A 12,861-nucleotide genomic window follows, 5' to 3' on the forward strand; every position below is an offset into this window, starting at 1 on the left:
AAATTAATGAATATCCACCCTTTTAAAATAGAATAGTGTTGTAATAAATCCGAAAATCGCTGTTACTGCAATGATGATATAAGAATACTCTGATGGATAAGTCGGTTGTAATTCGTTATTTGCTATATCTAGAGTAGCGGTCCATGGGAATAGGTCTTTATGTTTTGAATTTACGATCATAAGGTTAGTCATTGTAATAATGATTGTTAATATAATAGGCGGTACATAGGTCTTCATTACAAGAGTTAGTAGTACAATAGGTGAAGACAAAAGAAAGAGAAGTCCACCACATATTAAAAATTTTATGAGAGAGCCTAAAAGTAAGGTGATACTAAACCCAGGGAAGCTACCTATTAGCCCTAATAATAAAGTTAGCGTCCAAGCAACTAAAGTTAGCATCATGATCCAAAGGAATAGAAGGATAAACTTACTTATAATAAAGCTAATACGTGATACTGGGATAGTTAGCAAATTTTTTAATGTATCTTCCGTGTATTCACGGGTAAATAGATAAGCAATCACAACTCCATATAAGGGGAATCCTATAATTAAAGTAGTGTATAGGTTAACTTCAGTGAACAGTTGACCAAATAAAATAGTTGGAGTAGGTTGCTTTGTCTTCATGTGTATATAAGAAGCTACAACCACTAAAAATGGCGCGACACCTGCTCCGATAATACTAATCAAAAACATATTGGATCGTTTCAATTTTAATAGTTCTGTATAAAGAAGATTAACCAATTGCGCCACCCCCAACTAGTTTGGTGAAATAATCTTCTAGTCTATCTTCGCTCATCACAATTTTTAATACTTCAACATCATTACGAACTAACGTTCTATTAATGTGTCCTTGCTGTCCAAAGTGAGAATAAACGCGAATATTTCCTTCATCATGTACCTCATAATCAAAAATTTGAAAATGCTTTTCTAATAGCATCGCAGCTTTATTATCATTATTTACCTGGAATTCTATGTACTTACGATTGGCTTTACGCAGTGTATCAAGAGAAACTTCTTCTAATAACCTTCCTTCATGAATAATTCCCATACGATCGACTAGTTGTTCCACCTCAGCTAATATATGACTAGAAATGAGTATCGTTATATTTCTGTCTTGAGCTAAAGATTTAATGAGTTTTCGCATTTCTTTAATACCGATTGGATCTAGTCCGTTAGTTGGTTCATCTAGTATGAGTAGTTCAGGATAATGGAGAAGAGCACGTGCAATTCCTAAGCGTTGCTTCATTCCTAAAGAGTATTTTCCTACTAATTTTTTTGTTTCGTGCTGCAAGCCTACAATTTCTAATGCTTCTTCAATTGCATTCCTTTTGTGAACTCCAATTATCTTTGCATTAATTAATAAGTTCTCTCTTGCAGTTAAGTTTTCATAAAATCCTGGGACTTCAACGATAGAACCAATTCTTCTTAAAATTTCTTTTGGATTCCGAAGTAAATCCTCACCGAATATTTCTATATTTCCACTTGTAGGTTTTATAAGACTAAGCAGCATACGGATTGTAGTTGTTTTACCAGCACCGTTACGCCCTATGAATCCATAAATCTCTCCTTGCTGTACATTTATATTTAGATTATCTACTGACTTTTGGTTCCCATAAACTTTAGTAAGGTTTGTCGTTTTTATAATTGTATTTATAGGGGGCACCTACTTTCTATAAGTTCTTAATTACATAATAAAAAGGAAGGTTTAACTGCATATTAATCATTTCTTAACTATTTCTTAAAAGTAGTGTGTTTTGGGACGGAAAAACCAAAAGTAGTTCGTTCCCAGGGAATACTGTCAACCCATATGCGCCCACCATTTTTTTCAACGAGGGCTTTAGAAATAGAAAGTCCGAGGCCACTACCACCGTAAGAAGGATTTCTTGATTGTTCGCTGCGGTACATCCGCTTAAATACGTTTTGTAAATCATGTTTTGGAATACCGGGTCCCTTGTCCCAAATAAGAAGCTCATATTCTGTATTGGTTTCTAGTAGTTCGACTCCTACTATTTTCCCAGCTTTTCCGTGATGGATAGCGTTTTTTATTAGATTACCTATAATTCGTATAAGGCTAAGGTGATCTGCAATAATAGGGGAAGTAGATTCTGGTATGAGAACTTGTAGTTCAATGTTATGTTTTGATAGCTCGGGTAAAAATTCGATTAATACTTCTCTAGTAACTTCAGAAAAATCGAGTTCTTCTTCTTTTAATGGAAATTCATCAGCATCTAGCTTGGCCATATTAAAGATTTCATCGACCAGATGTTTTAAGTCATTCGATTTCTTATAAAGTATTTCAAGATATTCTTGCTTTTCTACTTCAGAAGCAGCGACATCATCTTTTAAAGCATCAATATATCCAATAATAGAAGTAAGTGGTGTTCGGATATCATGTGAGATATTAGATAAAAGTTGTTTTCTAGCTTCTTGGGATTTCCTTGCTTCGATCTGACCCTTTTCTAATGCAGTTATTAAGTCGTTTATTGAAAACACGATACTATTTAGTGAACGGTCGTTATTTGTGAATAGCCTCGTTTGTAAATTCCCTTTAAGTGCACGGCTTAATTTAGTAACCATCGATTCGTTGCTTTGAATAAAGTGAACTCTTGAAAAGAAAAGATATATTGTGATTATGATAAGAGCAATAAATAAAGATATTTTTACATGGTATCCCATATCTATATTTAAAAGTCCGCAAATGATAAGTTGTAATGAAATAAGAATGAGGATCTTATCATTTTTCAACCTTTTCACCTACAAACTTATAACCGATTCCCCATACAGTCTGAATGAATTTTGGATTGGAAGAATCGATTTCTATTTTCTTTCTAAGCTTTCTAATATGCACCATAACTGTATTATCATCTTCTATATAATTATCGTCCCATACATTCCGAAAGAGTTGTGTTTTCGTAAATACTTGCTCTGGGTTTGAAGCGAAGAATTTTAATAGTTCAAGTTCTTTTCCGGTTAAGTTGATTTCTTTTCCGTTCGTATGGACTGTGTATTTTTTAAAATCGATAGTTAGTCCTTTAAATGTTAAAGCTGTTTTCTCTTGTACGTTAGTGTTACTTCCAAGAACTAAAAAACGTCGCATAAGAGCTTTTACTCTTGCAACCACTTCGTGAATACTGAAAGGTTTCGTAATATAATCATCAGCACCTATGCTTAAGCCCAAAATTTTATCAACTTCGTGATCTTTAGCAGTTAGCATTAATATAGGAATGTTGGTTGTATCTCTAAGTTTTCTACACACTTCGATACCATCTACTTTCGGCATCATAAGATCTAATATAACGAGGTTGTAGTTATTTTTGTTAAATAAGCACAACGCTTCTTCGCCATTAATTGCAGTATCTACCATATATAATTCTCGTTCTAAATATCTTTTTAATAAGTCTCGAATTTCTTTATCGTCATCTGCTATAAGAATACGTATATCTTTCATATCGTCACCTGTTTCTAATAGAATGTTATTGATATTACAACTTGATAAACAAAGGGGAATAGGGAGCGGTAATAAAAAATAAAGCAACTTTCTAATTATATACTATTAATTGTTAAAATAAGGTTGCTAGTTTAGCTGAAAAGAATCAATTGTATGAGTTCGGTAAGAAGGGGGAAGCGAGTCCTTTGAAATAGAGAAGTGCCTAAATTGAATAGTATTTAGAAGAATAGATTGGTAAAGAAAAGTAGACGATGGTTTCTATTTTAATGAGATCTTTGTAGGTCCTTATCTAGAGTTAAAAGAGTGCAAAGGTACTAAATTAAATTTCTTTGTAAAAAGGTATTGACGATTAGTATATAGAGGTGTAGTATAGGACAAGTCGCCGATAGCAACAACGCAGAAAGCGACAAAAGAAATAAAAAAACTTGGTTGACATTGAAATATGAAAATGTTAACATAAGGGAGTCGCAAATGAGCGGCAAACAAGTTCTTTGAAAACTGAACGAAACAAACAACGTGAACGTCAATTTTTATTTTTAGATGCTAGACAAACTAACTTTATTGGAGAGTTTGATCCTGGCTCAGGATGAACGCTGGCGGCGTGCCTAATACATGCAAGTCGAGCGAATGGATTAAGAGCTTGCTCTTATGAAGTTAGCGGCGGACGGGTGAGTAACACGTGGGTAACCTACCCATAAGACTGGGATAACTCCGGGAAACCGGGGCTAATACCGGATAATATTTTGAACTGCATAGTTCGAAATTGAAAGGCGGCTTCGGCTGTCACTTATGGATGGACCCGCGTCGCATTAGCTAGTTGGTGAGGTAACGGCTCACCAAGGCGACGATGCGTAGCCGACCTGAGAGGGTGATCGGCCACACTGGGACTGAGACACGGCCCAGACTCCTACGGGAGGCAGCAGTAGGGAATCTTCCGCAATGGACGAAAGTCTGACGGAGCAACGCCGCGTGAGTGATGAAGGCTTTCGGGTCGTAAAACTCTGTTGTTAGGGAAGAACAAGTGCTAGTTGAATAAGCTGGCACCTTGACGGTACCTAACCAGAAAGCCACGGCTAACTACGTGCCAGCAGCCGCGGTAATACGTAGGTGGCAAGCGTTATCCGGAATTATTGGGCGTAAAGCGCGCGCAGGTGGTTTCTTAAGTCTGATGTGAAAGCCCACGGCTCAACCGTGGAGGGTCATTGGAAACTGGGAGACTTGAGTGCAGAAGAGGAAAGTGGAATTCCATGTGTAGCGGTGAAATGCGTAGAGATATGGAGGAACACCAGTGGCGAAGGCGACTTTCTGGTCTGTAACTGACACTGAGGCGCGAAAGCGTGGGGAGCAAACAGGATTAGATACCCTGGTAGTCCACGCCGTAAACGATGAGTGCTAAGTGTTAGAGGGTTTCCGCCCTTTAGTGCTGAAGTTAACGCATTAAGCACTCCGCCTGGGGAGTACGGCCGCAAGGCTGAAACTCAAAGGAATTGACGGGGGCCCGCACAAGCGGTGGAGCATGTGGTTTAATTCGAAGCAACGCGAAGAACCTTACCAGGTCTTGACATCCTCTGAAAACTCTAGAGATAGAGCTTCTCCTTCGGGAGCAGAGTGACAGGTGGTGCATGGTTGTCGTCAGCTCGTGTCGTGAGATGTTGGGTTAAGTCCCGCAACGAGCGCAACCCTTGATCTTAGTTGCCATCATTAAGTTGGGCACTCTAAGGTGACTGCCGGTGACAAACCGGAGGAAGGTGGGGATGACGTCAAATCATCATGCCCCTTATGACCTGGGCTACACACGTGCTACAATGGACGGTACAAAGAGCTGCAAGACCGCGAGGTGGAGCTAATCTCATAAAACCGTTCTCAGTTCGGATTGTAGGCTGCAACTCGCCTACATGAAGCTGGAATCGCTAGTAATCGCGGATCAGCATGCCGCGGTGAATACGTTCCCGGGCCTTGTACACACCGCCCGTCACACCACGAGAGTTTGTAACACCCGAAGTCGGTGGGGTAACCTTTATGGAGCCAGCCGCCTAAGGTGGGACAGATGATTGGGGTGAAGTCGTAACAAGGTAGCCGTATCGGAAGGTGCGGCTGGATCACCTCCTTTCTATGGAGAATTGATGAACGCAGTTCATCAATAAACGTTGACTTGTTTTGTTTCGTTCAGTTTTGAGAGAACTATCTCTCAAGTTTAAATGTATGTTCTTTGAAAACTAGATAACAGTGTAGCTCATATTTTTTTAATTTTAGTTTGGTTAAGTTAGAAAGGGCGCACGGTGGATGCCTTGACACTAGGAGTCGATGAAGGACGGGACTAACGCCGATATGCTTCGGGGAGCTGTAAGTAAGCTTTGATCCGAAGATTTCCGAATGGGGAAACCCACTATACGTAATGGTATGGTATCCTTACCTGAATACATAGGGTATGGAAGACAGACCCAGGGAACTGAAACATCTAAGTACCTGGAGGAAGAGAAAGCAAATGCGATTTCCTGAGTAGCGGCGAGCGAAACGGAATCTAGCCCAAACCAAGAGGCTTGCCTCTTGGGGTTGTAGGACATTCTATACGGAGTTACAAAGGAACGAGGTAGACGAAGCGACCTGGAAAGGTCCGTCACAGAGGGTAATAACCCCGTAGTCGAAACTTCGTTCTCTCTTGAATGTATCCTGAGTACGGCGGAACACGTGAAATTCCGTCGGAATCTGGGAGGACCATCTCCCAAGGCTAAATACTCCCTAGTGATCGATAGTGAACCAGTACCGTGAGGGAAAGGTGAAAAGCACCCCGGAAGGGGAGTGAAAGAGATCCTGAAACCGTGTGCCTACAAATAGTCAGAGCCCGTTAATGGGTGATGGCGTGCCTTTTGTAGAATGAACCGGCGAGTTACGATCCCGTGCAAGGTTAAGCTGAAGAGGCGGAGCCGCAGCGAAAGCGAGTCTGAATAGGGCGTTTAGTACGTGGTCGTAGACCCGAAACCAGGTGATCTACCCATGTCCAGGGTGAAGTTCAGGTAACACTGAATGGAGGCCCGAACCCACGCACGTTGAAAAGTGCGGGGATGAGGTGTGGGTAGCGGAGAAATTCCAATCGAACCTGGAGATAGCTGGTTCTCCCCGAAATAGCTTTAGGGCTAGCCTTAAGTGTAAGAGTCTTGGAGGTAGAGCACTGATTGAACTAGGGGTCCTCATCGGATTACCGAATTCAGTCAAACTCCGAATGCCAATGACTTATCCTTAGGAGTCAGACTGCGAGTGATAAGATCCGTAGTCAAGAGGGAAACAGCCCAGATCGCCAGCTAAGGTCCCAAAGTGTGTATTAAGTGGAAAAGGATGTGGAGTTGCTTAGACAACTAGGATGTTGGCTCAGAAGCAGCCACCATTTAAAGAGTGCGTAATAGCTCACTAGTCGAGTGACTCTGCGCCGAAAATGTACCGGGGCTAAATACACCACCGAAGCTGCGAATTGATACCAATGGTATCAGTGGTAGGGGAGCGTTCTAAGTGCAGTGAAGTCAGACCGGAAGGACTGGTGGAGCGCTTAGAAGTGAGAATGCCGGTATGAGTAGCGAAAGACGGGTGAGAATCCCGTCCACCGAATGCCTAAGGTTTCCTGAGGAAGGCTCGTCCGCTCAGGGTTAGTCAGGACCTAAGCCGAGGCCGACAGGCGTAGGCGATGGACAACAGGTTGATATTCCTGTACCACCTCTTTATCGTTTGAGCAATGGAGGGACGCAGAAGGATAGAAGAAGCGTGCGATTGGTTGTGCACGTCCAAGCAGTTAGGCTGATAAGTAGGCAAATCCGCTTATCGTGAAGGCTGAGCTGTGATGGGGAAGCTCCTTATGGAGCGAAGTCTTTGATTCCCCGCTGCCAAGAAAAGCTTCTAGCGAGATAAAAGGTGCCTGTACCGCAAACCGACACAGGTAGGCGAGGAGAGAATCCTAAGGTGTGCGAGAGAACTCTGGTTAAGGAACTCGGCAAAATGACCCCGTAACTTCGGGAGAAGGGGTGCTTTCTTAACGGAAAGCCGCAGTGAATAGGCCCAAGCGACTGTTTAGCAAAAACACAGGTCTCTGCGAAGCCGTAAGGCGAAGTATAGGGGCTGACACCTGCCCGGTGCTGGAAGGTTAAGGAGAGGGGTTAGCGTAAGCGAAGCTCTGAACTGAAGCCCCAGTAAACGGCGGCCGTAACTATAACGGTCCTAAGGTAGCGAAATTCCTTGTCGGGTAAGTTCCGACCCGCACGAAAGGTGTAACGATTTGGGCACTGTCTCAACCAGAGACTCGGTGAAATTATAGTACCTGTGAAGATGCAGGTTACCCGCGACAGGACGGAAAGACCCCGTGGAGCTTTACTGTAGCCTGATATTGAATTTTGGTACAGTTTGTACAGGATAGGCGGGAGCCATTGAAACCGGAGCGCTAGCTTCGGTGGAGGCGCTGGTGGGATACCGCCCTGACTGTATTGAAATTCTAACCTACGGGTCTCATCGACCCGGGAGACAGTGTCAGGTGGGCAGTTTGACTGGGGCGGTCGCCTCCTAAAGTGTAACGGAGGCGCCCAAAGGTTCCCTCAGAATGGTTGGAAATCATTCGTAGAGTGCAAAGGCATAAGGGAGCTTGACTGCGAGACCTACAAGTCGAGCAGGGACGAAAGTCGGGCTTAGTGATCCGGTGGTTCCGCATGGAAGGGCCATCGCTCAACGGATAAAAGCTACCCCGGGGATAACAGGCTTATCTCCCCCAAGAGTCCACATCGACGGGGAGGTTTGGCACCTCGATGTCGGCTCATCGCATCCTGGGGCTGTAGTCGGTCCCAAGGGTTGGGCTGTTCGCCCATTAAAGCGGTACGCGAGCTGGGTTCAGAACGTCGTGAGACAGTTCGGTCCCTATCCGTCGTGGGCGCAGGAAATTTGAGAGGAGCTGTCCTTAGTACGAGAGGACCGGGATGGACGCACCGCTGGTGTACCAGTTGTTCTGCCAAGGGCATAGCTGGGTAGCTATGTGCGGAAGGGATAAGTGCTGAAAGCATCTAAGCATGAAGCCCCCCTCAAGATGAGATTTCCCATAGCGTAAGCTAGTAAGATCCCTGAAAGATGATCAGGTTGATAGGTTCGAGGTGGAAGCATGGTGACATGTGGAGCTGACGAATACTAATAGATCGAGGACTTAACCATATAATATGAAGCAATGTTATCTAGTTTTGAAGGAATATACCTTCATCAGTTTGGTGATGATGGCAGAGAGGTCACACCCGTTCCCATACCGAACACGGAAGTTAAGCTCTCTAGCGCCGATGGTAGTTGGGACCTTGTCCCTGTGAGAGTAGGACGTCGCCAAGCAAAAACCTAAGTCGTTTCGACTTAGGTTTTTTTGTGTTTATTTTTATTTACCGAAGGTTAAAATCCATAAATTTAATAACCCTGAAGATGAAAAAAAGAATGAAATAGAAACGGTATAAAATAAAATTCGGATGATAAAGTAATACGTTTAAATATAAATTGAAGGTAAGGATTGCCTTTTTATGTTAATTTAGTTGTCGAATGAACAATAATGTTTTGATTTAATATGAAAAGGTTATGTAAAAAAGAGCTGGATGGCTATTTTTCGCATAACCTTTTTGTGGTTTTAAAGGATTTTACCTAAGAAAAAATCTATAATTAAGGTAGTTAACATATATTTTTTGATGGGTGTGGGGGATTATGAAAGAAATATGCATGTTATTAGTGGCTGTTATATTATGGGGAACAGCCATTGCACCAACGAAATGGGCATTAGAATCCATTCAACCGTTTACTTTGTTATTTATTCGTCTTTTCTTTGCGGGTGGGATTTGTATGCTTTTCTCATTTAACGAACTACAAAAAGTAGTTATACATAAACATATTCCGTGGAAAAGAATGAGTTTACTGTCTTTTACTGGTGTAGCTGGGTACTTTATGTTCACATCCTATGGTATTTCTTTAACAAGTGGATTACATGTTAGTATTATTGATGCTGCATTGCCATTAGTTACAATTCTTTTTTCAGCGTTCTTTCTGAAAGAGAAAATTCAGATGGATTATTGGATCGGAATTATGTTGGGCGCTATAGGAGTGCTCTTTATTACAATTCCATCTAGCGATACTAATCAAGAGGTGTCTTTAATAGGAGATATACTTATTTTATTAAGTACCTTTTTATTTGCGTTCTACACAGTTTTGTTAAAACGGCCAAAACAAGAACGACGTTTATCTAATAAAGTTTTCACTACAGTAACACTAATGATAGGTGCAGCTATTGTGTTGCCATTTGCAATGATAGAAATTTTTTACTACGGTTTCCCAAAAATCGAAACAGGGAAGATTGGATTTAGTGTAGTATACCTTGTTATTGGGGCAACAATTTTAGCATATTGGTTCTGGAATAAAGCGCTAGAGGCGGTCTCAGCATCAATAAGTGGACTGTACTTAAATGGATTGCCGTTAATAAGTATCATTACTTCAATTATCCTATTAAATGAATCTCTGACATGGAAGATAATAATGGGAGGGAGTCTAGTTTTAATTGGAGTAGGATGGGCGGATAAGCAAAAGTTACGTAATCTATTAAAGGGTAATAAAATGGATAGTAGGGACTGTTAAATTGTATGTTTTATATAGTTTAAATGTTAAAAAGATACCTCATATATATGTATAAGGTATCTTTTTATATTTAGCGAAGATAATGGACTTAAATTAGTAGGGATATTCTTTGTTATATCTATATGTATCGAAATCTTTTTGAAATATTGTTTTGACGAGCTGTATACATTCATCATCATAAAAGCTTTCAAAAGTCGGGTGACGAGGGAATAAAGGATCAGTAATATCGGCATCGCTGAAATTCCCTTTATAAATCATGGCAGGGGTTTGATGATGCCATGATGTTGAAAACTCATTTATCGGTGCAGGTTTTAATTCGAAACGTTTTTCTAATTCTTTCATTTCCTGATCGAAATTTTCTAAGTATATATAATTGGTTACATACTCTTCTTCACCTGCTATATATTGTTGTGTAAAGTGAGCGTTAATATCATTTGCATGAGCACCTTTAGTAAATAGGTAGTATAAAAATTGTTTGAATGAGATTCCTTTAGGAGAATTTTCATTTTGATATAAAAACTTTCGAATGGGTTTCCATTCTTCATTTTCTACATAAGGAGGTGCAATTAAGGACACGAAAGAACTGACTGCTCTTCTAAACGGATTGCGAACCAGTTTGAAAGTTTCCTTTTGTTTATCTCGTAGTGCTACACTCAGCCGTATATTATAGGCCGGTGTACTTTTGTATATTTCATATTCGAAATTATGGATGAAGGGGTGATAGTTTAAAGCTGTTTGTAATAAATCAATCTGGTAAAAAAACCACTTAGCAAGGGAAGTACAACCACTTTTTTGACTCCAAAATAGAATGAGAGGAAAGTTTCTATGATAGTGTGGGCTTCTTGCATTAGTACTAATGATGTGTAATAAGGAAGGATCCAACAATTGATGCACTCCTTTCATGTATCTTGATTATATATACATATGTAAAATAAAGATGAGGTATGAGTGTGTGGAATTTTTTTTGTAGAAAATGAAAAAGAAATGTTGACTATTATTATATAGGGGTGTAATATAAGACAAGTCGCCGATAGCAACAACGCAGAAAGCGACAAAAGAAATAAAAAAACTTGGTTGACATTGAAATATGAAAATGTTAACATAAGGGAGTCGCAAATGAGCGACAGACAAGTTCTTTGAAAACTGAACGAAACAAACAACGTGAACGTCAATTTTTATTTTTAGATGCTAGACAAACTAACTTTATTGGAGAGTTTGATCCTGGCTCAGGATGAACGCTGGCGGCGTGCCTAATACATGCAAGTCGAGCGAATGGATTAAGAGCTTGCTCTTATGAAGTTAGCGGCGGACGGGTGAGTAACACGTGGGTAACCTACCCATAAGACTGGGATAACTCCGGGAAACCGGGGCTAATACCGGATAATATTTTGAACTGCATAGTTCGAAATTGAAAGGCGGCTTCGGCTGTCACTTATGGATGGACCCGCGTCGCATTAGCTAGTTGGTGAGGTAACGGCTCACCAAGGCGACGATGCGTAGCCGACCTGAGAGGGTGATCGGCCACACTGGGACTGAGACACGGCCCAGACTCCTACGGGAGGCAGCAGTAGGGAATCTTCCGCAATGGACGAAAGTCTGACGGAGCAACGCCGCGTGAGTGATGAAGGCTTTCGGGTCGTAAAACTCTGTTGTTAGGGAAGAACAAGTGCTAGTTGAATAAGCTGGCACCTTGACGGTACCTAACCAGAAAGCCACGGCTAACTACGTGCCAGCAGCCGCGGTAATACGTAGGTGGCAAGCGTTATCCGGAATTATTGGGCGTAAAGCGCGCGCAGGTGGTTTCTTAAGTCTGATGTGAAAGCCCACGGCTCAACCGTGGAGGGTCATTGGAAACTGGGAGACTTGAGTGCAGAAGAGGAAAGTGGAATTCCATGTGTAGCGGTGAAATGCGTAGAGATATGGAGGAACACCAGTGGCGAAGGCGACTTTCTGGTCTGTAACTGACACTGAGGCGCGAAAGCGTGGGGAGCAAACAGGATTAGATACCCTGGTAGTCCACGCCGTAAACGATGAGTGCTAAGTGTTAGAGGGTTTCCGCCCTTTAGTGCTGAAGTTAACGCATTAAGCACTCCGCCTGGGGAGTACGGCCGCAAGGCTGAAACTCAAAGGAATTGACGGGGGCCCGCACAAGCGGTGGAGCATGTGGTTTAATTCGAAGCAACGCGAAGAACCTTACCAGGTCTTGACATCCTCTGAAAACTCTAGAGATAGAGCTTCTCCTTCGGGAGCAGAGTGACAGGTGGTGCATGGTTGTCGTCAGCTCGTGTCGTGAGATGTTGGGTTAAGTCCCGCAACGAGCGCAACCCTTGATCTTAGTTGCCATCATTAAGTTGGGCACTCTAAGGTGACTGCCGGTGACAAACCGGAGGAAGGTGGGGATGACGTCAAATCATCATGCCCCTTATGACCTGGGCTACACACGTGCTACAATGGACGGTACAAAGAGCTGCAAGACCGCGAGGTGGAGCTAATCTCATAAAACCGTTCTCAGTTCGGATTGTAGGCTGCAACTCGCCTACATGAAGCTGGAATCGCTAGTAATCGCGGATCAGCATGCCGCGGTGAATACGTTCCCGGGCCTTGTACACACCGCCCGTCACACCACGAGAGTTTGTAACACCCGAAGTCGGTGGGGTAACCTTTATGGAGCCAGCCGCCTAAGGTGGGACAGATGATTGGGGTGAAGTCGTAACAAGGTAGCCGTATCGGAAGGTGCGGCTGGATCACCTCCTTTCTATGGAGAATTGATGAACGCAGTTCATCAATAA

At 42.2% G+C, this 12,861-nt stretch carries 6 protein-coding genes and 4 rRNA genes; 5 read left to right on the forward strand and 5 right to left on the reverse strand.

Features of this window, described 5'->3' with window-relative positions; translation table 11 throughout:
• Positions 1 to 3: 3 nt before the first annotated feature.
• The 4 genes from MKX37_RS01635 to MKX37_RS01650 form a co-directional block, all read right to left on the reverse strand.
• The gene (locus MKX37_RS01635) at positions 4 to 741 is read right to left on the reverse strand and encodes an ABC transporter permease (RefSeq protein ID WP_002124852.1); all 738 of its coding nucleotides are present in this window, start codon (positions 739 to 741) and stop codon (positions 4 to 6) included.
• Positions 734 to 1,663 (reverse strand): ABC transporter ATP-binding protein, encoded by a 930-nt coding sequence (locus MKX37_RS01640; protein WP_002124853.1) that lies wholly within the window; start codon positions 1,661 to 1,663, stop codon positions 734 to 736. The genes MKX37_RS01635 and MKX37_RS01640 overlap by 8 nt, the downstream gene beginning before the upstream one ends.
• A 68-nt stretch (positions 1,664 to 1,731) precedes the next feature.
• Positions 1,732 to 2,745: a sensor histidine kinase gene (locus MKX37_RS01645; protein ID WP_016121372.1), complete on the reverse strand. Its 1,014-nt coding sequence runs from the start codon at positions 2,743 to 2,745 to the stop codon at positions 1,732 to 1,734.
• Positions 2,735 to 3,448 (reverse strand): response regulator transcription factor, encoded by a 714-nt coding sequence (locus MKX37_RS01650; RefSeq protein ID WP_002170136.1) that lies wholly within the window; start codon positions 3,446 to 3,448, stop codon positions 2,735 to 2,737. Before MKX37_RS01650 ends, MKX37_RS01645 begins: the two co-directional genes overlap by 11 nt.
• A gap of 558 nt (positions 3,449 to 4,006) precedes the next feature.
• On the opposite strand from MKX37_RS01650, the gene MKX37_RS01655 reads away from it, so the two are divergent.
• From MKX37_RS01655 to MKX37_RS01670, 4 genes are all read left to right on the forward strand, one after another.
• Positions 4,007 to 5,558, forward strand: a 16S ribosomal RNA gene (locus tag MKX37_RS01655).
• Between the two features lie 146 nt (positions 5,559 to 5,704).
• Positions 5,705 to 8,626, forward strand: a 23S ribosomal RNA gene (locus tag MKX37_RS01660).
• 49 nt (positions 8,627 to 8,675) lie between these two features.
• Positions 8,676 to 8,791, forward strand: a 5S ribosomal RNA gene (gene rrf, locus MKX37_RS01665).
• The 16S, 23S and 5S rRNA genes sit together here, the layout of an rRNA operon.
• Before the next feature lie 360 nt (positions 8,792 to 9,151).
• Positions 9,152 to 10,072 (forward strand): DMT family transporter, encoded by a 921-nt coding sequence (locus MKX37_RS01670; RefSeq protein ID WP_078422575.1) that lies wholly within the window; start codon positions 9,152 to 9,154, stop codon positions 10,070 to 10,072.
• A 93-nt stretch (positions 10,073 to 10,165) separates the two neighbouring features.
• Here MKX37_RS01670 and MKX37_RS01675 read toward each other — a convergent pair whose 3' ends face one another.
• Positions 10,166 to 10,957 carry a sulfotransferase family 2 domain-containing protein gene (locus tag MKX37_RS01675; protein WP_002139383.1) on the reverse strand — a complete coding sequence of 264 codons (792 nt, stop codon included), beginning with the start codon at positions 10,955 to 10,957 and terminating at the stop codon, positions 10,166 to 10,168.
• A 318-nt stretch (positions 10,958 to 11,275) separates the two neighbouring features.
• Between MKX37_RS01675 and MKX37_RS01680 the strand changes: the two genes are divergently transcribed.
• Positions 11,276 to 12,827, forward strand: a 16S ribosomal RNA gene (locus MKX37_RS01680).
• Positions 12,828 to 12,861: the final 34 nt, after the last annotated feature.

It is taken from the genome of Bacillus sp. FSL R5-0709 (assembly GCF_038004785.1).
Taxonomy (GTDB): Bacteria; Bacillota; Bacilli; order Bacillales; family Bacillaceae_G; genus Bacillus_A; species Bacillus_A mycoides.